Origin of the sequence: Bacillus sp. S3 (assembly GCF_005154805.1) — a bacterium.
GTDB lineage: Bacteria > Bacillota > Bacilli > Bacillales > Cytobacillaceae > Neobacillus.
Map to the genome: position 1 here is coordinate 2,007,737 of NZ_CP039727.1, position 24,306 is coordinate 2,032,042.

The following is a 24,306-nucleotide window of genomic DNA, read 5'->3' on the forward strand; positions in this document are numbered from 1 at the left end:
CTTGAATGCTGTCAAAAGAAAAAATGGCTAGAATTAATGAACTGGCAAGAAAAGCAAAAGCAGCTGGACTAACAGAAATTGAAGCGAAAGAACAATCGAAATTACGCAGTGAATATTTGGCAACTTTCCGTTCCAATATGCTTGATACATTAACGAATACAAAGTTTATCGATCCGGAAGGCAAAGATGTGACCCCCGAAAAACTAAAAGCAAGGAAGAAGAATAAACTTCACTAAAAGTAAGGAATACATTTTTGGTATTCCTTTTTACATACAGAAATCAAATAAGTGACAAAATAAGAAATAATCAAGACTTTTATGTTTTATTTATGTTTATTGGTTGAATTAATAGCAAGAGCAATATAATATTAATGATGTATTTCGTATTAGTTATAATGAAAGGATGTAATTCATGTTTAATACTATTGATGATTTATCCGTTACTTCTATACGCACGCTCGCAATTGATGCAATTGAAAAGGCAAATTCGGGACATCCTGGGATGCCAATGGGTGCTGCACCAATGACTTATGCATTATGGACCCAGATTATGAACCATAACCCAAAGAATCCTCATTGGTTTAACCGTGATCGCTTTGTCTTATCAGCAGGACATGGTTCAGCGCTATTATATAGCATGCTTCATTTATCGGGTTACAATTTATCAATGGATGACCTGAAACAATTCCGTCAATGGGGAAGTAAAACTCCTGGTCACCCTGAGTATGGCCATACTGAAGGTGTAGAGGCTACAACAGGACCACTTGGTCAGGGTATTGCAATGGCAGTGGGAATGGCGATGGCAGAACGCCATGTCGCAAGCGTTTATAATAAAGACAATTATGAACTTGTGAACCATTTTACATACAGCATTTGCGGTGACGGAGACTTAATGGAAGGTGTATCTGCAGAAGCAGCTTCGCTTGCGGGACATTTAAAATTAGGCCGTCTTGTCGTCCTTTATGATTCAAATGATATCTCCCTTGATGGAGACTTAAATAAATCTTTCTCTGAAAGTGTGAAAGAACGTTTCCAAGCATATGGCTGGCAATATCTTCGTGTAGAAGATGGCAATAATCTTGAGGAAATCACAAAAGCACTAGAAGAAGCGAAAAGTGATTTAGATCGTCCTACGATGATTGAAGTTAGAACAGTAATCGGTTATGGCTCGCCAAATCGTGCCGGAACATCAGGTGTTCACGGTTCACCACTTGGTGCAGATGAGTTGAAATTGACAAAAGAAGCCTATAAATGGACATTCGAAGAAGATTTCCATGTTCCGCAGGAAGTATATGACAACTTCCAAAAGCTCATCGTTGAAAATGGTGAGAAGAAGGAAAAAGAATGGAATGATCTTTTCGCTCAATATAAAAATGAATACCCTGCACTTGCAGCACAGCTAGAGCAAGCGTTAAGTAATGAACTTCCTGAAGGCTGGGATAAAGATGTACCTGTATATCCTGAAGGAAAAAGCCTTGCAAGCCGTGCATCATCTGGTGAAGTATTAAATAGTATTGCGCAAAATCTTCCAACTTTTATCGGTGGATCGGCTGACCTTGCAGGTTCAAATAAAACCATGATTAAAGGTTCAAAAGACTATATGCCAGGTGCCTACGAAGGCCGTAACTTCTGGTTTGGTGTCCGTGAATTTGCAATGGGCGCAGCGATGAACGGAATTGCCCTTCATGGCGGAGTAAAAGTATTTGGCGGAACCTTCTTTGTATTCTCTGACTATCTGCGTCCTGCGATTCGCTTAGCTTCGTTAATGGGATTACCTGTTACGTATGTATTTACCCATGACAGTATTGCTGTTGGGGAAGATGGTCCAACACACGAACCAATCGAACAACTTGCAGCATTACGCGCTATGCCAGGATTATCTATTATTCGTCCTGCAGATGGCAACGAAACAGCAGCTGCTTGGAAGCTTGCAGTTGAGTCAACAAACAAGCCAACTGCACTCGTATTGACTCGTCAAGATTTACCGACATTAAAAGGAACCGATACAAGTGCATATGAAGGAGTTTCAAAAGGTGCATATGTTGTTTCTCCAGCAGAAAAAGAAACTCCAGATGCATTGCTTCTAGCGACTGGCTCAGAAGTGAGTCTTGCTGTTGAAGCCCAAAATGCCCTTGCTGGCGAAGGGATTCACGTTTCCGTCGTGAGCATGCCTTCATGGGATCGCTTTGAACAGCAATCTCAAGAATATAAAAATTCTGTACTGCCTAAGAATGTTAAAAAACGTCTTGGAATTGAAGTCGGTGCATCATTCGGCTGGCACAAATATACCGGTGACGAAGGCGATGTATTGGCCATTGATAAATTCGGAGCCTCAGCACCTGGTGAAAAAATTATGGAAGAATACGGCTTTACTGTTAGCAATGTAGTTGCACGTGTCAAAGCCCTATTACAAAAATAATATAATGAATTAGGAGAGAACGGAAAAATTCCGTTCTCTCTTTTTGTGCAAAAATATGTGGCCGGATTGGAAGAGGTACCCCCAAAGAATCAAAAATATTAACAGAATTACCTGAAAAGTGTATAAAAGACATTTACATATTTTATAGAGATGAATTATTACAATCATGTGAACATTCCGCGATTTTGAAAGGAATTTTCGCTTATTCTAACGAATTCATTATTGATTTGGTTAGAAACCTGTTAATCGACAAAAATAGTGAAAGTTTTTGCCGCCGAAAGACAAAAGTTTTGCTTGTGTTTTTTTATAATAGGTAAAAGGGTTTCAACGAAGGAGAGAACAGTGGTGAGAAAATATCAGCTATATTTAATAGAAGATGAATTTGCCGCCCATTACTTCGGAAGAGAGCGATTATTTTTTCAGCTTTTTCGGGAACATCAAACAGCTGCCGGCGAGCTTAAATTTATAACACAAAAACAAATTTCTTATATAACGAAAAGGGTAGAGGTTTTAAAAATCCATCAGTTAATTCAAAAACAGCTTGGGAAAATTAAGGGATTCAGAGCGGATCATGGTGCATATACGATTAGTTTAAGCGGAAAGCTAAGTACGGCTAAGTTAGAGGTATTCCAAGACGTAATTACAGTAGAGGCAGAGGGCAGCTATGAAGCAGAGACGGCTTTTTTTGAAGTCCTTCGAAAATGCGAATCTTCCTTTTTAGCACTGGACCTTGAACACGAGCGCTATGGCTGGTTAAAACCGATTAAAGAAAGAAAATATATCTAAAGAAAACTCGCCGATTGGAGAGCCCGTTAGGGGCGGTTTTTGAGGCGTAGTTGCACTCATACGCAGTAAGAAAGTATAAACTTGGTAAAGCTTATATTTTCTTACTAGCTAAATAAAACGAGATATTGTCTTATTTCGTTTTATTTAGTACACTGTATGATAGACAACATGAAGGAGGAAGTTGAATGGGTACTACTGGTCTTGTGATTCTAGTTGGTATACTGGCATTAGCAGCTGGTGTAGCGCTAGGATTTTTCATTGCTCGTAAATATATGATGAGCTACTTAAAGAAAAATCCGCCAATCAATGAACAAATGTTAAAAATGATGATGATGCAAATGGGTATGAAGCCTTCACAAAAGAAGATCAACCAAATGATGTCAGCCATGAACAAGCAGCAATCTAAATAAAACGGACAAGCACTCATGTATATGGGTGCTTTTTTCATATGCCAAAAGTCGGACTTTCTTAATCTTTATTATTTTAGCAATATTTGATAAAATATAACTTCGGTAACCTAAGTAATTTTTTGGTAAACGGATGAAGGGAAACTATTTCTGTGTGTTTTTGGGGGGGTTTTATGAAGGTTTTTTTAGAATTAGGCTGGTTTTTTAAACAGGAGAAAAAAGCGTACATATCAGGGGTTCTTATTTTATTGCTTGTTGCACTTTTACAATTAGTTCCTCCAAAAGTAATCGGGATCATTGCTGACCATATTAACAATGGCACGGTTACAAAAGGGATGCTGATCGAATGGGTATTGGTCCTGATTGCTGTTGGACTGGCGATGTATGGACTCCGATATTATTGGAGAATTATGATTTTTGGTTCAGCCGTTAAACTGAGCAGGATTTTAAGAAATCGTTTGTACCAGCATTTTACGAAAATGTCCCCTTCGTTTTATCAGAAAAGCAGGATTGGCGATTTAATGGCCCATGCGACGAATGACCTGTCCGCCATCCAGCAAACAGCAGGAGCAGGGGTTTTAACACTTGTGGATTCCCTATCGACCGGGGGATTTGTCATCCTTGCCATGGCCTTCACCATCAGCTGGAAGTTAACCTTGATTTGTTTGATCCCGATGCCGTTCATGGCATTGCTGACCAACTGGTTTGGATCCATGCTGCATAAAAGCTTTTACAAGGCCCAAGAGGCATTCTCTTCATTAAATGACAAAACCCAAGAAAGCATTACGGGGATAAAAGTCATTAAGACGTTTGGACAGGAGCAAGAAGATATTGAAGATTTCCGCAAGCAGTCAGAGGATGTCGTCCAGAAGAATATTGTCGTAGCGAAAATAGATTCCCTCTATGACCCTACCATTTCGATTATCACCGGTATTTCCTTTTTCCTATCGATTGTCTTTGGTGCAAAATACGTCCACAATGGTGAGTTAACAATCGGTGAATTAATCTCTTTTACAACTTATTTAGGCTTATTGATTTGGCCCATGCTGGCGTTTGGCTGGCTGTTTAACATTGTCGAACGAGGGCGTGCATCCTATGACCGTGTGGCCAAATTGCTTAGAGAAAAAGTAGAAATAATGGATGATGATCAAGCCTTAGATGTTGTGCCGTGTGGGGATATCTACTATAGGATTGCTGAATTTACCTATCCGGGTGAAACAAGGCCGATTTTAACAAATATTTCGTTTCCGCTTGCCCAAGGTGAAACTCTCGGCATCGTCGGCAAAACGGGTTCAGGAAAAACAACACTGTTGAAGCTGCTGATTCGGGAATTCGAGGGGTATCAAGGAGATATTCTGTTTGGCGGGAAAACACTCCAAGACTATAAACTGGAAAAGTTACGGAAGGCGATTGGTTATGTCCCGCAAGATCATTTCCTCTTCTCGGCGACGGTCGCTGAAAATATTGCCTTTACAGACCCAACAGCCTCGATGAAGGAAATTGAAACTGCTGCAAAATTAGCCTATATCCACGATGATATTCTTCAATTTACCGATGGATATGAAACAGTTGTAGGGGAACGGGGAGTGTCCTTATCAGGAGGACAAAAACAACGAATTTCGATTGCACGGGCCTTGATAATGAACCCGGAAGTGCTCGTTCTTGATGACTCATTGTCAGCGGTCGATGCCAAAACGGAGGAATCGATCCTTTCATCCTTAAGACAAAATCGCGAAGGTAAGACAACCATCATCACATCACACCGATTAAGTGCCATTCAGCACGCCAATCTCATACTCGTCTTAGAAGATGGAAAGGTCATCGAGAGAGGCACCCATGAGGAACTGATGGAATTAGACGGATGGTATAAGGAAATGTATGTACACCAGCAGTTAGAAGAGCTGGTCGAGCATGGAGGGCGTTAATATGGACGAGAAAATTCAGTTGTCAGAACGTGAACAAAGAAAGGTCTTATTCCGCCTGCTATCCTATACAAAGCCGCATAAAAAAATCATTAGCTTTGCCTTTATCTTGTTGCTGTTAACAACGGTTGGGGACATTGTCCTGCCACTTTTAGTCAAAATCTTTATTGATGATTATTTGAAACCCGGAAAGCTAGAGTTTCAACCGCTGCTGATTCTTGGTTCCATTTACATGGGAATACAAGTGGTAAAAGCGATTTTGATGTTTTTTCAATTTGTAAAGTTTCAAGAGATTGCCTTATATATTATCCAACAGCTGCGGATTGATGTTTTTTCAAAAGTTCAAGCTCTTGGGTTGAAGTATTTTGATAAAACACCTGCCGGCAGTATCGTGTCACGTGTAACGAATGATACAGAGGCAATCAAGGATATGTTTGTGACCGTAATTGCGACGTTTATTCAAAGCGGGTTTTTATTGACGGGTATATTTATTGCGATGTTTATCCTGGATGTTAAGCTGGCACTATTATGTGTGGTTATTATCCCAATTTTATTATTTGTTATGAATTTATACAGAAAATTAAGTTCGCGATTCTATTTGGATATGCGTGAACGACTAAGCCAGTTGAATGCGAAACTAGCCGAGTCATTGTCAGGCATGGCGATTATTCAAGTGTTTCGTCAGGAAAAACGTCTGCGAAACGAGTTTGGAGACATAAATGAGAAACACTTCAATGCAGGGATGAAAAATATTAAAATTGATGGGCTTTTATTAAGACCGGCGATTGACTTGATTTATATTTTTGCCCTGATTATGGTTCTCAGTTATTTCGGGGTTAACTCGTTCCAACATAGTATAGAAATCGGGGTCATCTATGCGTTTATCAATTATTTGGATCGTTTCTTTGAACCGGTAAACCAAATGATGATGCGGCTGTCCTTGTATCAGCAGGCGATTGTTGCCGGCTCAAGGGTATTTAAATTGCTTGATGAGGAGGATTTGGCTCCGGCTCAAAGGGAACAGAAGAACATTTCCATTGATGAGGGAAAAATTGAGTTCAGAAATTTAACTTTTTCCTATGATGGAAAGCGGGATGTACTAAAGAATATTTCCTTCACGGCCAATCCGGGTGAAACAGTCGCACTTGTCGGGCATACCGGCAGCGGCAAAAGTTCGATTATTAATCTGATGATGCGCTTTTACGAATTCGAACGTGGTGAGATTTTAGTAGATGGAGAGTCTATTCGCAACTATACCAAGCCTGAGCTTAGAGAGAAAATGGGACTTGTCCTCCAGGATCCGTTTTTATTTTACGGGACGGTAAAGGATAATATTCGGCTTCATAATGAAGAGATGACAGATGAACAAGTCGAAGAAGCAGCAAGATTTGTTCAAGCACATTTGTTTATTAACCGCCTGGAAGATGGCTTTGACCACAAAGTAGTGGAAAGAGGGGCGACCTTCTCAAGCGGGCAGCGGCAGTTAATTGCTTTCGCCAGAACGATTGCGGCAAATCCGAAAATATTGGTCTTGGATGAAGCGACAGCTAATATTGATACGGAGACAGAAGAAGCGATTCAAACGGCATTAGCTAAAATGCGAAAAGGCCGAACGACAATCGCGATCGCCCACCGTTTATCAACGATTCAGGATGCGGATCTCATTCTTGTGCTCCATCAAGGGGAAATTGTCGAACGGGGAACCCATCAGGAACTACTGGCACAAGAAGGCTTATATCATAAAATGTTCCTCTTGCAAAACGGAGCAATGGAGCACTTAAATGGAGTTGTCCATTAAATAGAAGAAAGCCCGGTGCATGCCGGGCTTTCGCATTGGATTATAATGAATGTTCTGATCTATTAGCAAGCTGATGATGAAACTTTTTTTATATAGTTTCTATTATATTCATTTAAAAGGTTATCGAGTTCCTGGCTATAGCGAATTGCAACGGAGGAAGTGAAGCCGTTGGTTGTGGCGACTTGAATTAATTCAGCTCGTTTTTTTTCAATTAATGCAACTAATTCTTGTTTGATCACGGCCGATTTCCTTTCCGGAGTAACTCCTAATTTTAGGGAAATATAGATTAATAGACTACCAAAATGGGCATTGTTTTACTAGTATAACCTATGATGTAAATAATTTCAAAGATATTTGTAAAATAATATCCAATATTTTAGGCTTGAAAATGGAAAATTTGAATTTTTTTTGAATTGTTATCCTTTGGGTCACAAAATATTCATGTTAACCATTATCATTTGGGCAAAAGTTTTGTTAGAATGGAGAGGTATCGACTATATTGGGAGTGTTAATATGTCTGATGTAAATATATTTTTGGCATTAGGGGCAGGATTTTTAAGCTTTATTTCGCCATGCTGCCTGCCGCTGTATCCTGCGTTTCTATCCTATATTACCGGGATGTCTGTCGGCGAATTAAAAAGTGAAAATGCGATGCTACAGAAGCGCAGCCTGTTACATACGTTATTTTTCTTACTAGGATTTTCCATCATTTTTATCGTCATTGGATTTGGAACGTCCTTCTTTATCGGCCGCTTTTTTGTTGAATACAAGGATTTAATCCGTCAGCTCGGCGGGATCTTCATTGTTTTATTCGGATTAATCATTGTGGGCGTCCTAAATCCGCAGTTTTTGATGAAGGACCGTCGTGTCGAATTTAAAAATCGGCCATCCGGATATATTGGTTCCATTTTAATCGGCATGGCCTTTGCAGCAGGCTGGACACCTTGTACAGGGCCCATTCTGTCAGCAGTCATTCTGCTCGCGGCGTCAAACCCAGGCTCAGGTGTTTTATACATGACTGCCTACTCATTGGGCTTTGCGATTCCATTTTTAATTTTATCGTTCTTTGTGGGCCGCATGAAATGGATCAAAACACACAGTGGCAAGATCATGAAATTCGGCGGCTATCTGATGATTATTATGGGGATTGTCCTGTTCTTTGACTGGATGACGAAAATCATTACGATCTTTTCCGGCCTTTTTGGCGGCTTTACAGGTTTCTAAATAATTATTGCGGGTTTGCAAAAGGTTGCCATTCTTGTAGTTTTTAAGTTTTCCTTCATTTGGATAGGTTACCTGTGCATTTCAATATTGGGAACATAAATACAGTGAAAAACTTATAGCAAAATGGATCATTTGAGATATAATGGGGTAGTAAATAATTAAATAAGGGAAGTATGGTCGAATGAATTACGTTCTTATTTCTTCAATCGGAGCAGTTTTGATGGGCTTCTTTGCGTTGTTTGTCCGCATGAAGGCAGCAAAGAAACCGGCAAATGTGAAAAAAATCATCATGCCGCCAATCTTTATGTCGACAGGGGCCTTGATGTATATCGTTCCGGAATTTAGACTTACCCCAATGGAAATTTTAGAGGCTGTCATCGTCGGAATGGTATTTTCGATCTTACTTATCAAAACCTCTAAATTCGAAGTTCGCGACAATGATATTTATTTAAAGCGCTCAAAGGCGTTTATCTTTATTCTAATTGGCTTGTTAGTCCTACGACTTGCTTTAAAAACCATTTTAAGCAGCACCATCGACATCGGTCAGCTAAGCGGCATGTTCTTCCTATTGGCATTCAGTATGATTGTGCCATGGCGCGTGGCGATGTATCGATCTTACATGAAACTTTATAATGAGCTCCATGGAATAAAAATGATTTAATCTAACAAACACTGACTCTTTCTTGGGTCAGTGTTTTTTATTTTCTTTGGTGTAGGGGAGTTCTACATGTGTGTTTTGATGAAGGACTTTTTGAAGGAAAATGAGAGAGGAAAAGTCCGTCATAAGCGAGATGAAGGACTTTTTAGAGGAAAACGTGAGAGGAAAAGTCCGTCATAAGCGAGATGAAGGACTTTTTAGAGGTAATTGTAAGAGGAAAAGTCCGTCACAAATCATGATGAAGGACTGTTTTAGAAGAAATCATGAGAGGAAAAAGGAGGATTAACATCAAAGAAGAGCAGTACTATTTATATATTTTGTTGTGCTGGTCATAATTAGCAAAAATAAAAACCGTTCGTTGTGAACGGTTTAGAACAAGTGCTCATATGGGGCAACATCAATTTGATTTTGAAACAGCTTCTTCCGTAAAAATTTATGATCTCGTTTCGGCGTCGCCTGAATATACCCACGAATCACCAGCTCTTGCGTGATGATGGGGGCATTTTCTTGAATCGCCAATTCACCAATTTTTCCTGCTATTTTATGCCGAGCAACATCACGGAACAGCTCGGGAACAGGGCTGACCAAATCCTCAAGAAGAGCTTTTTCCTCGTCCTTCCACAGGTGACGCGACTCATTGACATAATGCTCTTCCCAATCCATGACCGATTTGCCATCTTCCTTCGGCATTTTCTTCAAAAACTTGCGGAACATAAAAAATCCGCCGATGGAAAACGCACCGATTAAAAATACAACCCAAAAAAGGATAAACCATAAAAACCAACCTTGCAGCTGTGCCATTTCATTCACCTACAAAAAACAATATTATGTCTTATTATAGTCTGTTTAGAGGAAAATTGACAAGTTATCGCCATGATATTGAAGTGGAAGGGTAATTAATAAGGCTTAAAGAGCAAATTAAGCCATATGAAAACCTTGTCGAAAAAGTGACAAATCCCCCGATTCTATTGATAAATACTATATTCCATTGTAATATGGTTACAAATGATAGCAACATAAAATGATAGTTATGATCAATTAAATACTCATCCTACGGGGCTGATTGGGGTGCTGGTGCCCTCCACAGTCTTCAAAACTGCTTGAGACCTGCGTGCCAGGTCTGGTGGGTTCGATTCCCACGCAGTCCCGCCAACCTTGATATAAAAGGGTTTATAAGGGTTTTTGAGAAGTTAACTTAAATGAAAGTTTTTTTCCAACAACATACAATTTTATCTTTGGTCACATTTTGGTACATTGAGTTTTTAATAATTTACATAGGTTTATTTATTCAGCTGCTCGAATTGATGGGCAGCTTCTTTTTGTTGTTTTTGGTAACACATACAGTGTATGTGTCCATCTTGATCCAAATTGTCGAGTGTCCTTATCGTTCCGAAACTACTTTTGGATGTTACCTTGTTGTAGCAATAAAGCAGAGTAAGTATACTATAAATCATGAAAACAGATATAGGGTGGAAAAAGAAATATGTTATTTCTTTTTTTATAATTCCACTGCAGTTGAGGTTTTCTTTTTAGAATTATTAATGCCCATTTTTGTACTCCTTTCTCCATTATTATGAGAAAAGAAAGGTAAAAACATGAAAAGTTTAAATTAAATCAATTTGGAAAAACAAAAAAATATATGTGAAGTAGAAGGGATAAAATGAATGGATAGTGAAACCAAAAATCCAACTTATTCAGCCCACTTTATCTATGTTTGCAATGGTTCAGAACTAACCGACCAAGAACAAAGGTACATGTGCATCGGTCAAAAATGATCCAGGTAGAATCTAGTAAATAAATGAAATAAGCCGTATATTTGATTAATAAAATCAGGATATACGGCTATTTGTAATGCACACTGGAAAGGTTGTGCTTATTTTTATAATTCGGGCTTATCTTGTATTAAATAAACTAATAAACCTAATTGCTCTGCACAAAATCGTCACATGTTTTTGAAAAAACATATGACCGTTTTCCACATTAAACACTATATTTTCTATAGGAGGGACTTTATTAGAAGAAGGGCAGTGGTCAAGATGGCAAAATATAGAATGGTGCGTACTGATTTTTGGAATAATCCGATTGTTTCAGAAGAGATGACCCCGGAGGATAAGTATTTTTACCTCTATCTTCTTACCAATCCTAATACGACTCAAATTGGAATTTATCGAATTACGAAAAAACAAATGGCTTTTGATTTGGGTTATTCGATTGAGAGTGTTCATTCGTTAATGGAACGATTCATCCTGCGCCACAAGGTGATTCGTTATAATCCTGAAACGAGAGAACTCGCGATTAAAAATTGGGGGAAATATAACCTTCATAAAGGCGGGAAACCGGTTATGGATTGTATCTATTCTGAATTAAAAGATGTCGAGGATCTCTCGCTTATTCAATATGTTTCGGAATCTATTCATAAGGAGGAAATTCGCAGCCTATTTGAATCTTTTGGTGGACAAGTAGAGATGCTTTACTGCAATGATGTCAGTGAAGAAGATGAAAATGATACATATGTCGATATTGAATGCAAAGAGTTAGACGATACGTTCAAGCCTCGTTATACGATACGGGGACAAAAAGAAAAAGAAAAACAAAAAGAAAAAGAAAAACAAAAAGAAAAACAACAACAACAAGCTTTATGCCCCATTCTAGTGAACAATCCTAAACTCGAGAATTCAGTACAGAATAATCAAAAAGATGTGAAAGAAATTGTTGAATTTTGGCACAACAATAGTTTTGGTTTTACGAACGTAAATGCGAAACAGCAGCTGTTATCTTGGTTAGGTGGCTCTAGTTATTTACAGCCGAATCGAATCCTAATGGAAGAGCTATTCCAAGTGGATTTGAACTCAACATAGCGGCAGGTGAAGATTCATGATTATGGTTAAAATAAAGTTAATCTAACAGCACTATTCTTTGTTGCGTTATTATTTTTCGGCGGTCTAATCGTGTCAATCTGTACTGATTCAATAAGTTTGTGTTATTTTAACATTGTGTGTATTTGATTGATAACTAAGTTCTTTAAACTGAAAGTTTGAATCATTCTTGTTATAGGTAAATTATCAGAAAATGAAGGAGGAATACCCATGGCAAATACTAATCAAAAAATCGTTCCGCATTTATGGTATGACAAGGAGGCAAAAGAAGCAGCCGAGTTTTATGCTGCCATATTCCCGGATTCCAAAATTACAGATGTAACCACAATCCATAACACACCCTCAGGCGACTCTGATATCGTTTCTTTTGAGCTATGGGGGCAGAAGTTCATGGCAATCAGCGCGGGACCTTTTTTCAAGATCAATCCGTCGGTATCTTTCTTCGTTAATTTTGACCCATCCCGAGAAATAGACGCAAGCGATAAAATAAATGAGGTTTGGAACAAATTGTCCGAAGGTGGCACAGTGTTAATGCCGATTGATCAGTATCCGTTCAGTGAGAGGTATGGCTGGATTCAGGATAAGTATGGTTTGTCCTGGCAGTTAATCCTGACCAATCCAGAAGGAGAAGAGCGACCTGCAATAGTGCCATCATTTATGTTTGTAGGTGATCAATGCGGTAACGCGGAAGAGGCGATTCGTTTTTATTTATCCGTATTTAAGAACGCAAAGCAGGGTCTTATCGCCCGCTACCCTAAAGGCATGGAACCTGACAAAGAAGGAACAATTATGTTCTCTGATTTCAGCTTAGAAAATCAATGGTTTGCCGCAATGGATAGCGCGCACGAGCATAAATTCAGTTTTAACGAGGCAATCTCATTTATGGTGTACTGCGACACACAAGAAGAGATCGATTATTATTGGGAAAAGCTCTCAGCGGTTCCTGAGGCCGAGCAATGTGGCTGGCTAAAAGATAATTTTGGTATATCCTGGCAGATTGTGCCAAGTGAGATGGACGTTATGATGAGCAAGGGCACACCTGAGCAACTTGCGCGTGTTACGAAAGCATTTCTTAAAATGAAGAAGTTTGATCTTGTGGAATTACAGAAAGCATACAAGGGAGAATGAAAGTTGGAGGATATAGTTATACGAGAAATAAAGGAACAGGACATAAAGTTCGTACAAGAAATTTACAATCAAGGAATTGAGGATCGCATTGCAACATTGGAGACGGAAACAAAAGATAGTTCTTACATGAATGATTGGTTTGAAAAGCATAACGGCCGTTTTAAGGCAATTATAGCGGAACATGAAGGTCAAGTGATTGGCTGGGCTTCCTTAAACCAATACAATAGTCGAAGTGCTTATGATGGAGTTGCCGACCTTTCTGTATATATTTCAAGGGAATTTAGGGGAAAGGGAATAGGGAAGAAGATTTTGGTTAATCTTGAATCCTTGGCCAAAGAAAATGGTTTTCATAAAATAGTGCTCTTTACGTTCCCTTTTAATCGGTTAGGACAGGGTTTATATAATAAAATGGGTTTTCGTGAAGTAGGTGTATTTAAAAATCAGGGCATTCTAGATGGTAAATATGTGGATGTGAGGGCAATGGAAAAATTATTATAACCTGTTTTTGGCGACACACATAATGCCAAAAAGTAGTTGGTAATAGAGGTCTAAAATCGGCTTTGTAATTTGAGATAATAAGAATTAGAAAAAAAGCCAGAACATATAAGTCGTGAATAAACTTGCATATTTTGGCTTTTAATTTCTCCTCAATTCAAATGAACCGGTTCTCCTCGCCCAAAATGATAAAATCAATTGAAATAACGATCATCGGGCGAACTACCTAACTTGAGCTTGCATGAGTTCATATATTTTACGAGCGGTGTTTACATTTCTTACGGTAACTTGTTTGTAAAACTTTGATCCTATGATCTTTGACATTCCGCTTTTTGTTACATTTTTCTTGTCAATGGACCATAGAATCGCGCCGGGGACATATTTCACCGTGTCAATATTTGGTTTGATCACCAAATTCATAAGTACAGATTCATCATCAATTTCATCCCATAAAAACATGACATCACTTTTCATGTCATTGTCATTTTTCCACTTGTCAGGAATAGCGTTAATGATTCCTCTGATATCATCGATACTACGAACTACTACTTTAATTTGTAATCCGAAATCATTATGGATCGCGACTTCCAAAATACGTGATAGTTCAGTTTTTGATGTGTCTTTGTATGAAAAAATAATGTTACCTGTATTGATGTAGGTCACCACATTAGTCATCCCGGCTTGTTCAAACGTATGTTTAAGCAGCTTCATGTCAATTTTATTTTTTCCACCCACATTAATCCCCCGAAGAAGAGCGATATAAACCATATCCATCCTCCTTTCGACTTTTTATTTATTCATCTATTATATAAGCAATACTAACAAGAGCAAATTAAAAAACAATGGTTACATAAAAAATGAATCTCCGGATTAACTGAAAGGGGCAAATGGCCTTGAATGAAAAAAAAGAAGTTGGAGAAAAAGCTGTCGATTTTGTGAAAGAAGGAATGGTTGTTGGACTTGGAACCGGCTCCACTGTATTTTATACGATTTCGAAGCTTGGGCAATTAGTTCAACAAGGATTGTCTATTAAAGGAATCCCTACGTCCAAACAAACGGAAAAATTAGCAATAGATGTAGGAATCCCACTTGTTTCATTAAATGAAATTGATCATATTGACCTGGCCATTGATGGGGCTGATGAAGTGAATCTCGATTTAGACCTTATTAAAGGTGGGGGAGGAGCCCTTTTAAGAGAGAAAATAATCGCGAACGCTGCTAAAACTTTTATTCTTGTTACAGACTCCCATAAAAATGTAGCTAGATTAGGGACTTTTCCACTGCCGATAGAAGTGGTCCCATTTGGATATGAGACGACTATGAAACATATTCGCGACCTAGGCGGCAGTCCGGAGTTACGAAAAAATCAGGGAAATCCATTTCTAACAGATAACGGTAACTATATTATTGACAGCAGTTTTCAAGAAATCAGGGAGCCAAAAGAATTAGAGAAAAATCTAAACCTCATCCCTGGTGTAGTTGATAATGGGCTATTTGTAGGAATGGCAGACGCTGTAATTACGATTATCGATAAAAAACTTGTAACGAAAGTCAGAAAAAAGAAATAAAAGAAAAAAGATTACGAACACGGGAAAGCATGATGGAATTAATGACCTTTCCCTTTATGAAAAATTCCATAAAGGGCTTTTTATTAATATTTTAATGTTTGCTGTTGACAAATGTAGAAGATGATATATAATAAAAATATCTCAACTTCGAGATACTATATTTCGAGATAAATTAAATTGTCTAAAAAATAAAAGGGAGTGTTAATAATGGTAACTTTATATATTTTACCTTGTTGTATATCATGCCGAAAAGCAAAAGCTTAAAGATTAATGGAAGAAGTACAATAAATTCTGTGTTCTTCAAACCTTTAAAGAAAGTGTAATAGTATATTTTTTACCCAATATCTCGAAATCGAGATAATTAGAAAACAGGAGGATCATTATAATGATGAGTATTGGATTATTAATTATTAGGTTAGTGATTGGTTTGTCATTCATGGCACACGGTGCACAGAAATTATTTGGCTGGTTCGGTGGCTACGGCTTAAAGGGTACAGGTGGCTGGATGGAATCCCTCGGATTGAAACCCGGTGTGATGATGGCACTCATGGCAGGATTAGCAGAATTAATAGGGGGATTATTATTTACATTAGGACTTCTTACTCCCCTTGCAGGAATCATGATTGCAGGAACAATGGTTATGGCAATTGTAAAGGTTCATGCCCCTAATGGATATTGGGCAACACAAAATGGATACGAATATAATTTGACATTGATAGCAGTGGTAATTGGTTTAGCATTCATTGGACCTGGACAATATGCATTGGATGCTTATTTATTCTAAAATGTCTCGAATTGGAGAATCTTGGTTTAGGATTATTATTTTTATAATTAATTGACATCATAATATAAAAAGGAGTGTTTTCTAGATGAGTAAGAAAACAATGGGTATTCATCATATTACTGCCATTGTAGGTAATCCACAGGAAAATGTTGATTTTTATGCAGGTGTATTAGGATTGCGCCTAGTAAAACAAACGGTAAACTTTGATGACCCTGGCACATATCACCTCTATTTCGGAGACGAAGGAGGAAATCCTGGAACTATCATTACATTCTTCCCTTGGGCTGGAGCTCGTCAAGGTACTATCGGTGACGGTCAAGTAGGAGTTACCTCATATGTTGTTCCTAAAGGTGCCATGAGATTTTGGGAAACTAGATTAGAAAAGTTCAAAGTACCTTTTACAAAAATGGAACGATTCGGTGAGCAATATGTAGAATTCGATGATCCACACGGACTTCATTTAGAGATAGTTGAAAGAGAAGAAGGTGAAGTTAATAAATGGAGCTTTAGCGGGGTGACATCAGAGTTTGCCATCAAAGGGTTTGGCGGAGCCACTCTATTATCAGCACAGCCTAATAAAACAGCGGATTTGTTAGAAAAAGTAATGGGACTTGAATTCGTAGGAAAAGAAGGCGATTTCGCCCGTTACCGTTCCTCAGCTGATATCGGAAATATCATTGACCTAAAATTAACCCCAATTGGACGCGGGCGAATGGGTGTGGGAACTGTACATCACATCGCTTGGCGGGCTAGTGATGACCAGGATCAATTGGAATGGCAAAAATATGTTGCAGCCAATGGTTATGGTGTCACTCCAGTTCAAGATCGAAACTATTTCAATGCCATCTATTTTAGAGAACATGGGGAAATCTTATTTGAAATTGCAACAGATCCTCCAGGCTTTGCACATGATGAATCCCAAGAAACGATGGGAGAGAAATTAATGCTTCCTGCACAGTATGAACCGCACAGAGACCAAATTGAACGTGGGTTGATTCCATTTAAAGTAAGAGAATTAAACTGATTTTACGAACAGAAATTATTTCTTTGCTTTCAATTGCCCCAGCCTCATTGTCTGAAAAAGAAAATTATAAATTTCTAATCGGAAAAATTCCGATTAGTTTTTTTGTCGGAACAAAGCAATTCATGTAGTGATTTTTAATCACATATAACCGTTACAATTAAAGAATTTTCACCATTAGTAACTGTTGAAGGTGCTTCGGTAACAGTTTTTCGAATCACTTAGTGTTAAAAAGGTAAGAAATAGTCACAGATAAAGCCGATCCTTGGTTTGGATACTTTTAATTGACAGGTGATTTAGCTATTCCCTATACTAAAAATGACCACATCACAATACTGATGTATCGTAATGTGGTTAAAATGAACCGTTAAAAATGTTATCAAGTATCGTTTCCGGCAATTCCATACGTGACAAAAGAAGGAGAATACTGCCATGAAATTTGAGAAAGTTCGTTGGGGAATTATTGGATGCGGTGATGTGACGGAAGTAAAGAGTGGACCGGCATTTCAGAAAACAAAAAATTCAGAGTTGGTTGCCGTTATGAGGAGAACAGGCGAACTAGCGAAAGACTATGCGGAAAGACATAATGTGCCGAAATGGTACGACGATGCTGACGCACTTATTAACGATCCAGATGTCGACGCTGTCTATATTGCGACACCGCCGAGTTCACATAAGAAATATACCATTAAAGCTGTAAATGCAGGAAAACCTGTTTATGTAGAAAAGCCAATGGCACTCAATTTTTCGGAATGCGAAGAAATGATTGCCGCTTGCAAGGCGGCTCGCGTCCCTTTATATGTTGCATACTATCGCAGAGCACTTCCTCGATTTAAAAAAATAAAAGAATTGCTGGAAAATAAAGCGATCGGTGATGTTCGTTTCGTATCAACAACACAGTATCAAAAAGCTTCGGAAGATATAAAGGACTCACAAAATCTCCCCTGGAGAGTTCAGCCTGAATTGTCCGGAGGTGGGCTGTTTTATGATTTAGCCAGTCATACACTCGATTTATTAGATTTTTTACTGGGACCAATTAAAGTTGTTCAAGGTTTTACTTCAAATCAAGCAGGTTATTATCATGCGGAAGATATCGTTACTGGTACCTATCAATTTGAATCTGGAATTCACGGCGTAGGAAATTGGTGTTTTTCTGCTTTTGAAGATGTGGATGTTAATGAAATCGTCGGCAGTAACGGAAAAATTACCTTTTCCACTTTTGGAAATGAGCCCATCGTTTTGACGACCATTAGTGGCACAGAGCAATGGAGTTATGAACCGCCGCAGCACGTTCATCAACCCCTTGTAGAAACGATTGTGGCTGATTTAACAGGAGATACCGGCCATTGTCCAAGTACTGGAGTGACTGGTGCGAGAACAAACTGGGTTATGGGTGAAATAAGATAGGTGACAACAGAAAACATGAGTGAAGGAGCAAAAAATGATTAGAGTTGTTTGCAAGGGAAAACTTAAACCGGGTGTAAAGGTTGAAGAATATTTAAGTTTGGCTAGAGAAGTTGTTGTAGAAACCAGAAAAGAAAAAGGATGTATCATGTACACTTATCATCAAGATATCAATGACCCATCCATCCTTACAACAATGGAGGAATGGGAAGATGAAGGTGCTATCCAGAAACACAATAAAAGCGAACATGTTTTGAAAATTGTCCCAGAGCTTAGGAAACTGAGAGAAAGTACGGAAATCAACTATTATAGGGAAGTAAAATAATTAAGAAATCCAAAAAGAGTCTGTTTAAGGCACTTCAACAGCGGTTTCAAATTAGGGGTATTATATTAGCTAAAGAACGAGAAATCAACTCAAATTTTATGGTTAAGAACAGAGGAAAAAATTCAGTTAGGGAGTGACAAAATTGATTGAACGTTATCCTGCAGGTACACGATACACAGTTAAAAATGAATGGTTGGAAAGTAATTTAAGTTTTTCATTTGGTGAGTATTATGACACTTCTAATATACGATTTGGTCCACTGCGTGTCTTTAACGACGATACCGTACAAGCAGGACGCGGTTTTGGGATTCATCCGCATCGCGAAGCAGAAATTGTTTCTATTGTATTAAAGGGACAGCTTAAACATGAAGACAACTTGGGAAACTCTGGAATCATTAGCTATGGAAATATACAGCGTATAAGTGCAGGAACGGGAGTGCTTCATTCTGAATTTAACGCTTCCAATCATGAAGAAGTCCGATTTTTGCAGCTATGGTTTTCACCAGATGAAAAAAAGTTAACTCCATCCTATGAAGATATTTCATATGATGTTGAACAATTAGAAAATAACCTATTACCTGTAATCTCCCAAACAGGCTCTGAGAGGATGGCGGGCATCCATCAAGATTTAACCCTGTATTTGTCAAAACTAGATGAAAAGAAAACACTAAACTTTCAACAGGAAGAAGGCAGGAAGATTTACATATTTACAATAGAAGGGGAAATTTCAATTAATCAGGATTCCATTTTAAAATCCCAGGATGCTGCTCGGATCACGGACATCCATGAAATTACGATTCGGGGAAATCAAGATAGTTTCTTTTTATTAATTGATTTACCTGGAGGTGAATTTTAATGTTAATGATTCGTCATTCGGTTGGCAGCCGATTGCTATGCCAAACTAATAATTACAGTATTGAAAAGCAAGACGATCGTTGGCTAATCTCCTTATCTGTTGATGAAGAAACGGCTTCGGAAATTTTAGATTTTCAAGATGAGATAAATATATTTGAAGTACAGGAAAACGAGAAGACTTGGTACTACTCCTCTGATGCAAAGATAAATTTTCAACCAGAGGAAAAACTTTTGGCAATACATGCAGATCATAAAACGGTCTATCCGACTCAATGAAAGATAATAAAAAGTCTGTTGGGATTATCATTCCATCAGACTTTTTTATATTGATCAACTTTTTACATTTTATCTTTTACTTAAAGTGCCGATTAATCGTTTGACATGTTTTGAGAAGGGCACTAACTAGCTTTTCTTCATTCCCATAAAAACGTGTAGAGGGGAGCGGAATGGAAATGGCACTCCGATTTCCTAATCGGTCATATACAACAGCCCCTATTGCACAAATTCCATCAATATGCTCTTCTCTAGAAAAAGCAACCCCCTCTCTACGGACAGTTTCTAACTCCTTTATCAGATCATCCCGAGTAGTAATGGTGTTATTCGTGTACCGTGTAAGCTGTTCCGGCAGCAGGTTTTCAACCTCAGATATGGGCAGAGAAGCAAGAATGACTTTTCCGTTTGCTGTGCAATGCAAAGGGAAAGAGGCACCAGGCTGAGAGGTTGCTTGTAATGGATGTGCCGCAATTATTTGATCAACAAACAGGACCTTACCATTATCTAATATAGATAGGTCTACGGTTTCATTGACCATATTAGAAAGCTGGATTAAAAAGGGTCTCAATTCTTCTCTTAAATCACTATGTACAGCGCCTGCAAGCCTCGCAATCTCAGACCCAAGGCGAAATCCGCTGTTAGTAGAAGCTGCAGTAACCAGTTTTTCTTGTTCTAGTGCAGCTACAATTCTTTGGACGGTTGACCTAGCCAGCTCTACTTCTTTTGCAATCTGTGAAAGGCTTAATCCTTTTGGATGCTCTCTAAGCGTGCGCAGTATTTTTGCTGCACGCGAAATCACTTGGATACTAGTTGTTTTATTTTGGTCTTGGTTATTGTTCAAGATCATACTCCTTCCCCTTATACCTGTTCATTTATACAATTTTAATAATTATACTTAATTCTGTACAATTTTCCAAAGTAATAAAGTGTAATAAGCAATATTCGATTTTTAGATCACAAACATAACATACATACAAATTTTTCAATACTAGCAGATTGTCAGGAAAGATTAATTGACAGTGCTATTATGAGTCATTATACTTAAATTAACCGTTATATGATACAGATGTATCACTATGTGGTTAATTTTATTAGAATTATTAAATCACTTCGAATATAAATAAGGTAAATAGTGTGGTGATTTTTACCCTAATGGAGGGAGAACGGATGGGGATGAAAAGAGAATTTGGGTTTGCTATTGTCGGAACAGGGCTAATAAGCACTACACATTATGAGCAAATTTCATCGATTGAAGGGGCAAAAGTGCTGGCGATCTACTCCCGTAAGGAAGAAAAAGCAAAATCACTTGCGGAAAAGGCCGGTGCAGATTGGTATACAGATTATCAAGAAATGCTGAAGAGAAAAGATATCGATATTGTATCGATTATTACACCAAGCGGCACTCATGCTGACATGGCGATCAAGGCTGCACGGGCGGGAAAACATGTGATTGTTGAAAAACCAATGGATATTTCCCTTGAGAAAGCACAGCAAATGATTGATGTATGCCGTGAGCATCATGTTAAATTAAGTGTTATTTCTCAACATCGCTTTGATTCATCAGCTGTGAAGATTAAAGCTGATATTAATTCAGGCCGATTCGGAAAGATGGTGCTTGGGCAATCCGCTGTGAATTGGTATCGTCCTCAAAGCTACTATGATACAAGTAAGTGGCGGGGATTATGGGAAATGAATGGAGGCGGCGTATTAATCAATCAGGCCATTCATTCGATCGATTTATTTCAGTACTTCATGGGAGAAGTCGAAAGTGTATACGCACATACAGCCGTATTAGCACATGAAAGAATTGAAGTGGAAGATGTGGCTGTTGCCACGGTAAAATTTAAAAATGGCGGGTTAGGAACCATTGTTGGTACTACAGCTGCATATCCCGGTCTGTCAGCCCGCTTGGAGATAATCGGTACAAATGGTACAGCCGTGATCGAGAATGATCAATTAATTAAGCATTATCTACGAAATCCAACTAATGAAACGGAAGCCGTCAATTTAGCTGGTGTAAACAATGAGGATGGAGGGGAGCCTGCCCATGCATCCGTTAATCCGGCAGCACTTGATGGTGCTTCCCATCGTTTACAGTTTATTGATATGATGAATGCCATTCAGGAGGATAGAGAACCGCTTGTGAATGGTGAAGAAGGATTAAAACCACTTAAGATTATATTAGCAATTTATGAATCTGCACGGACAGGTCAGCCTAAACAAATAGAGTCATTTTAGTAATCCCCGGCCATAACAAACAGATAATATGAAATAAAAGGTACAAAGAAAGGAGCTTGGATTTAAGCTCCTTTCTGTTGTATCTATTAGTTCTTTATATTATGTGATAGCACGATTCAACTTTGCTGCATAATTTATTTTCTTACGTTGACTATACTTAATTTCAATAATATACTTACTTACATAAAGTAACTAACTGAAGATACATTTTCACAGCGATTTGGTTAGGAAAATAAATTAGTGTTAATGATAATGTCAATAAATTTTGTTACATCAAAAAAATTCTTTTTTATCTTTAGATAACGTGCTGTTTCCAATCAAAACAAGGTAATAATAAAAGGAGGTAACTAAAATGAATTTTCATAGTGAACCTATTACATTCGTAGGCCAAGTAAACATTAAGGTACAAAATTTAGAACGTTCAATAGCCTTTTATGAAGAAGTAATCGGCTTTAAAGTATTGGAACAAACTGAAAGATCCGCTAATCTGACTGCGGATGGAAAGACAGTATTATTATCAATTGAACAACCGTATAATGTTATTCCCAAGCAAGGGAAAACTACGGGTTTATATCACTTCGCACTTCTTTTACCAAAACGCTCGGATTTAGCGAAAATAGTGCAACATTTTATGGAAATTAGTTTACGGATTGGTTCTTCGGATCATCTTGTAAGCGAAGCTCTTTATTTATCAGACCCAGATGGAAATGGAATTGAAATCTATATTGACCGTGACCCTTCTGAATGGAATTGGGAAAACGGTGAAGTGGCAATGGCAGTTGATCCATTAAATTTTGCGGACCTCCTTGCTGGCGGTAAACAGCAATCATGGAAAGGTCTACCTGCCGGCACCGTAATGGGACACATCCATTTGCATGTTTCCGAATTAAAAAAGACTGAAGAATTTTATATCGAGGGACTCGGATTTCAAGTAGTTAACCGATTTGGCACTCAGGCCCTTTTCATTTCGGATGGGAAGTACCATCACCATATTGGCTTAAATACTTGGAATGGTGTAGGTGCACCTACACCTTCTCCTAATAGTGTTGGTCTTCAATCATTTACTTTGATGCTGCCAAATGTGGAAAGGAGAAATAAAATTATTGCTCAATTGAAGAATATTGGTGCACGGGTCACTGAAGAAAACGGGTCTTTCATTACCTCAGATCCTTCTGGAAATCGCATTTTCTTACAAGTTTAATTCTATACTTTGTAATTTTACATCTTATCTGGGGATACTACTGGCATACGAAAAGAAGAGGGAAAAAATACAGGAATAGAAATCGGTCTTTATCCACTTGGAGATATGCGTTCTGATCCTCATACTGGCGAGAATGTATAGATTGAGCTATTAGCTACAGAAATGCCTCCAATTGTTCGGAAAGAAACAAGTAAGTAAAAAAATAAGTTTAGAGGTGTGAATAATGGGTTTTTTAGACAAAATATTTGGGAAACCAGACAAGGAGGAAGAATCTATGACAACTGAAAAATTAAACATTGGAATCATTTTAGGAAGCACACGCCAAGGACGTGTAAGTCCACAAGTAGGAGAATGGGTAAAAGGAATTGCTGACAAAAGTGGAAATGCCAATTATGAAATTGTAGACATCGCTGATTTCAATCTTCCGTTCTTAGGAACAACCGATGGATCAGAACCAGGAATAGCAGCTTGGAATGAGAAACTTGCTAGCTTAGATGGATTTGTATTCATTGTCCAAGAATACAATCACAGCATAACTGGTGCATTGAAAAACGCAATAGATTTCGCCCGTGAAGCCTGGTACAACAAAGCAGCTGGAATCGTAAGCTATGGATCAACTGGTGGGGCTCGTGCAGCTGAACATTTACGTGGAATTCTTGCAGAACAAAAGGTAGCGGATGTTCGTACACATCCAACCTTGAGTTTATTTACAGACTTTGTCAATGGGACAGAATTCAAACCACAAGAATTGCACCTTGATAATGTTAATGCCATGCTTGGAGAAGTTGTAGCTTGGAGCGGAGCTTTAAAAACTTTAAGATAAAAAACGTACCTGCAAAGTTGAAAAAATTTCTATAATACATTTAAAAAGAAAACGCTGAGACTCAGCGTTTTCTTTTTGCTTCATTCAAATAAACATTTGACC

25 protein-coding genes and 1 tRNA gene are annotated in these 24,306 nt (G+C 38.3%); 22 read left to right on the forward strand and 4 right to left on the reverse strand.

Going from position 1 to position 24,306, the window contains the following annotated elements:
* Positions 1-5 precede the first annotated feature (5 nt).
* From FAY30_RS09630 to FAY30_RS09655, 6 genes are all read left to right on the forward strand, one after another.
* Positions 6-236 carry a DUF896 domain-containing protein gene (locus FAY30_RS09630; protein ID WP_149869675.1) on the forward strand — a complete coding sequence of 77 codons (231 nt, stop codon included), beginning with the start codon at positions 6-8 and terminating at the stop codon, positions 234-236.
* A 175-nt stretch (positions 237-411) separates the two neighbouring features.
* Entirely contained in the window at positions 412-2,418 is a 2,007-nt protein-coding gene (tkt, locus tag FAY30_RS09635) for a transketolase (RefSeq protein ID WP_149869676.1), read from the forward strand.
* 345 nt (positions 2,419-2,763) lie between these two features.
* Entirely contained in the window at positions 2,764-3,204 is a 441-nt protein-coding gene (gene sirA / locus FAY30_RS09640; protein ID WP_149869677.1) for a sporulation inhibitor of replication protein SirA, read from the forward strand.
* Between the two features lie 185 nt (positions 3,205-3,389).
* Positions 3,390-3,614, forward strand: a complete 225-nt coding sequence (locus FAY30_RS09645; protein WP_149869678.1) for a YneF family protein — start codon at positions 3,390-3,392, stop codon at positions 3,612-3,614.
* 170 nt (positions 3,615-3,784) lie between these two features.
* Positions 3,785-5,536, forward strand: a complete 1,752-nt coding sequence (locus tag FAY30_RS09650) for an ABC transporter transmembrane domain-containing protein (protein ID WP_149869679.1) — start codon at positions 3,785-3,787, stop codon at positions 5,534-5,536.
* 1 nt (position 5,537) lies between these two features.
* Positions 5,538-7,331: an ABC transporter ATP-binding protein gene (locus FAY30_RS09655; RefSeq protein WP_149869680.1), complete on the forward strand. Its 1,794-nt coding sequence runs from the start codon at positions 5,538-5,540 to the stop codon at positions 7,329-7,331.
* Between the two features lie 62 nt (positions 7,332-7,393).
* On the opposite strand, the gene FAY30_RS09660 is transcribed toward FAY30_RS09655, so the two are convergent.
* Entirely contained in the window at positions 7,394-7,570 is a 177-nt protein-coding gene (locus FAY30_RS09660) for an aspartyl-phosphate phosphatase Spo0E family protein (RefSeq protein ID WP_149869681.1), read from the reverse strand.
* A 274-nt stretch (positions 7,571-7,844) separates the two neighbouring features.
* Between FAY30_RS09660 and FAY30_RS09665 the strand changes: the two genes are divergently transcribed.
* Positions 7,845-8,555: a cytochrome c biogenesis CcdA family protein gene (locus FAY30_RS09665; RefSeq protein ID WP_149869682.1), complete on the forward strand. Its 711-nt coding sequence runs from the start codon at positions 7,845-7,847 to the stop codon at positions 8,553-8,555.
* Positions 8,556-8,736: 181 nt separating this feature from the next.
* On the forward strand, positions 8,737-9,216 hold the full coding sequence (locus FAY30_RS09670; protein WP_149869683.1) for a CcdC family protein: 480 nt from the start codon (positions 8,737-8,739) through the stop codon (positions 9,214-9,216).
* A 366-nt stretch (positions 9,217-9,582) separates the two neighbouring features.
* Here FAY30_RS09670 and FAY30_RS09675 read toward each other — a convergent pair whose 3' ends face one another.
* Positions 9,583-10,014, reverse strand: coding sequence for a DUF2621 domain-containing protein (locus FAY30_RS09675; RefSeq protein WP_149872652.1), 432 nt, complete (start codon positions 10,012-10,014; stop codon positions 9,583-9,585).
* 254 nt (positions 10,015-10,268) lie between these two features.
* On the opposite strand from FAY30_RS09675, the gene FAY30_RS27035 reads away from it, so the two are divergent.
* The 4 genes from FAY30_RS27035 to FAY30_RS09690 all read left to right on the forward strand — a co-directional run bounded on the left by FAY30_RS27035 (position 10,269) and on the right by FAY30_RS09690 (position 13,715).
* Positions 10,269-10,365 (forward strand) — tRNA-Sec (locus FAY30_RS27035).
* Between the two features lie 884 nt (positions 10,366-11,249).
* Positions 11,250-12,071 (forward strand): DNA replication protein DnaD, encoded by an 822-nt coding sequence (locus tag FAY30_RS09680; RefSeq protein WP_190284856.1) that lies wholly within the window; start codon positions 11,250-11,252, stop codon positions 12,069-12,071.
* 228 nt (positions 12,072-12,299) lie between these two features.
* Complete coding sequence (locus FAY30_RS09685) at positions 12,300-13,217, forward strand: VOC family protein (RefSeq protein WP_149869684.1); 918 nt, start codon at positions 12,300-12,302, stop codon at positions 13,215-13,217.
* A gap of 3 nt (positions 13,218-13,220) precedes the next feature.
* Positions 13,221-13,715 (forward strand): arsinothricin resistance N-acetyltransferase ArsN1 family A, encoded by a 495-nt coding sequence (locus tag FAY30_RS09690; protein WP_149869685.1) that lies wholly within the window; start codon positions 13,221-13,223, stop codon positions 13,713-13,715.
* A 219-nt stretch (positions 13,716-13,934) separates the two neighbouring features.
* On the opposite strand, the gene FAY30_RS09695 is transcribed toward FAY30_RS09690, so the two are convergent.
* Positions 13,935-14,480, reverse strand: coding sequence for a DUF1697 domain-containing protein (locus FAY30_RS09695; protein WP_149869686.1), 546 nt, complete (start codon positions 14,478-14,480; stop codon positions 13,935-13,937).
* 125 nt (positions 14,481-14,605) lie between these two features.
* On the opposite strand from FAY30_RS09695, the gene rpiA reads away from it, so the two are divergent.
* The 7 genes from rpiA (at position 14,606) to FAY30_RS09735 (ending at position 19,945) form a co-directional block, all read left to right on the forward strand.
* Positions 14,606-15,280, forward strand: a complete 675-nt coding sequence (rpiA, locus tag FAY30_RS09700; protein ID WP_149869687.1) for a ribose-5-phosphate isomerase RpiA — start codon at positions 14,606-14,608, stop codon at positions 15,278-15,280.
* A 385-nt stretch (positions 15,281-15,665) separates the two neighbouring features.
* Entirely contained in the window at positions 15,666-16,064 is a 399-nt protein-coding gene (locus FAY30_RS09705; protein WP_149869688.1) for a DoxX family protein, read from the forward strand.
* An 85-nt stretch (positions 16,065-16,149) separates the two neighbouring features.
* A complete protein-coding gene (locus FAY30_RS09710; protein ID WP_149869689.1) occupies positions 16,150-17,088 on the forward strand; it encodes a ring-cleaving dioxygenase in 939 nt (312 codons plus the stop codon).
* Positions 17,089-17,517: 429 nt separating this feature from the next.
* Positions 17,518-18,492 carry a Gfo/Idh/MocA family protein gene (locus tag FAY30_RS09720; RefSeq protein WP_149869690.1) on the forward strand — a complete coding sequence of 325 codons (975 nt, stop codon included), beginning with the start codon at positions 17,518-17,520 and terminating at the stop codon, positions 18,490-18,492.
* Between the two features lie 34 nt (positions 18,493-18,526).
* Entirely contained in the window at positions 18,527-18,814 is a 288-nt protein-coding gene (locus FAY30_RS09725; RefSeq protein ID WP_149869691.1) for a putative quinol monooxygenase, read from the forward strand.
* Positions 18,815-18,956: 142 nt separating this feature from the next.
* On the forward strand, positions 18,957-19,670 hold the full coding sequence (locus FAY30_RS09730) for a pirin family protein (protein ID WP_149869692.1): 714 nt from the start codon (positions 18,957-18,959) through the stop codon (positions 19,668-19,670).
* Positions 19,670-19,945 (forward strand): hypothetical protein, encoded by a 276-nt coding sequence (locus tag FAY30_RS09735; RefSeq protein WP_149869693.1) that lies wholly within the window; start codon positions 19,670-19,672, stop codon positions 19,943-19,945. The genes FAY30_RS09730 and FAY30_RS09735 overlap by 1 nt, the downstream gene beginning before the upstream one ends.
* Before the next feature lie 76 nt (positions 19,946-20,021).
* Here FAY30_RS09735 and FAY30_RS09740 read toward each other — a convergent pair whose 3' ends face one another.
* The gene (locus FAY30_RS09740) at positions 20,022-20,783 is read right to left on the reverse strand and encodes an IclR family transcriptional regulator (RefSeq protein ID WP_190284857.1); all 762 of its coding nucleotides are present in this window, start codon (positions 20,781-20,783) and stop codon (positions 20,022-20,024) included.
* A gap of 326 nt (positions 20,784-21,109) precedes the next feature.
* On the opposite strand from FAY30_RS09740, the gene FAY30_RS09745 reads away from it, so the two are divergent.
* The 3 genes from FAY30_RS09745 to FAY30_RS09755 all read left to right on the forward strand — a co-directional run bounded on the left by FAY30_RS09745 (position 21,110) and on the right by FAY30_RS09755 (position 24,204).
* Complete coding sequence (locus FAY30_RS09745) at positions 21,110-22,180, forward strand: Gfo/Idh/MocA family protein (RefSeq protein WP_223820930.1); 1,071 nt, start codon at positions 21,110-21,112, stop codon at positions 22,178-22,180.
* A 352-nt stretch (positions 22,181-22,532) separates the two neighbouring features.
* Positions 22,533-23,381 (forward strand): VOC family protein, encoded by an 849-nt coding sequence (locus tag FAY30_RS09750; RefSeq protein WP_149869695.1) that lies wholly within the window; start codon positions 22,533-22,535, stop codon positions 23,379-23,381.
* Positions 23,382-23,604: 223 nt separating this feature from the next.
* Positions 23,605-24,204 carry an NADPH-dependent FMN reductase gene (locus tag FAY30_RS09755; RefSeq protein ID WP_149869696.1) on the forward strand — a complete coding sequence of 200 codons (600 nt, stop codon included), beginning with the start codon at positions 23,605-23,607 and terminating at the stop codon, positions 24,202-24,204.
* Positions 24,205-24,306: the final 102 nt, after the last annotated feature.

Coding starts and splice junctions, on each gene's coding strand:
- FAY30_RS09735 (WP_149869693.1), top strand. CDS start 19,670: ATGTTAATGATTCGTCATTCGGTTGGCAGCCGATTGCTATGCCAAACT.
- FAY30_RS09665 (WP_149869682.1), top strand. CDS start 7,845: ATGTCTGATGTAAATATATTTTTGGCATTAGGGGCAGGATTTTTAAGC.
- FAY30_RS09675 (WP_149872652.1), bottom strand. CDS start 10,014: ATGGCACAGCTGCAAGGTTGGTTTTTATGGTTTATCCTTTTTTGGGTT.
- FAY30_RS09630 (WP_149869675.1), top strand. CDS start 6: ATGCTGTCAAAAGAAAAAATGGCTAGAATTAATGAACTGGCAAGAAAA.
- FAY30_RS09680 (WP_190284856.1), top strand. CDS start 11,250: ATGGCAAAATATAGAATGGTGCGTACTGATTTTTGGAATAATCCGATT.
- FAY30_RS09645 (WP_149869678.1), top strand. CDS start 3,390: ATGGGTACTACTGGTCTTGTGATTCTAGTTGGTATACTGGCATTAGCA.
- FAY30_RS09650 (WP_149869679.1), top strand. CDS start 3,785: ATGAAGGTTTTTTTAGAATTAGGCTGGTTTTTTAAACAGGAGAAAAAA.
- FAY30_RS09720 (WP_149869690.1), top strand. CDS start 17,518: ATGAAATTTGAGAAAGTTCGTTGGGGAATTATTGGATGCGGTGATGTG.
- FAY30_RS09695 (WP_149869686.1), bottom strand. CDS start 14,480: ATGGTTTATATCGCTCTTCTTCGGGGGATTAATGTGGGTGGAAAAAAT.
- FAY30_RS09655 (WP_149869680.1), top strand. CDS start 5,538: ATGGACGAGAAAATTCAGTTGTCAGAACGTGAACAAAGAAAGGTCTTA.
- FAY30_RS09685 (WP_149869684.1), top strand. CDS start 12,300: ATGGCAAATACTAATCAAAAAATCGTTCCGCATTTATGGTATGACAAG.
- FAY30_RS09745 (WP_223820930.1), top strand. CDS start 21,110: ATGGGGATGAAAAGAGAATTTGGGTTTGCTATTGTCGGAACAGGGCTA.
- FAY30_RS09670 (WP_149869683.1), top strand. CDS start 8,737: ATGAATTACGTTCTTATTTCTTCAATCGGAGCAGTTTTGATGGGCTTC.
- FAY30_RS09755 (WP_149869696.1), top strand. CDS start 23,605: ATGGGTTTTTTAGACAAAATATTTGGGAAACCAGACAAGGAGGAAGAA.
- tkt (WP_149869676.1), top strand. CDS start 412: ATGTTTAATACTATTGATGATTTATCCGTTACTTCTATACGCACGCTC.
- FAY30_RS09710 (WP_149869689.1), top strand. CDS start 16,150: ATGAGTAAGAAAACAATGGGTATTCATCATATTACTGCCATTGTAGGT.
- FAY30_RS09705 (WP_149869688.1), top strand. CDS start 15,666: ATGATGAGTATTGGATTATTAATTATTAGGTTAGTGATTGGTTTGTCA.
- FAY30_RS09750 (WP_149869695.1), top strand. CDS start 22,533: ATGAATTTTCATAGTGAACCTATTACATTCGTAGGCCAAGTAAACATT.
- FAY30_RS09725 (WP_149869691.1), top strand. CDS start 18,527: ATGATTAGAGTTGTTTGCAAGGGAAAACTTAAACCGGGTGTAAAGGTT.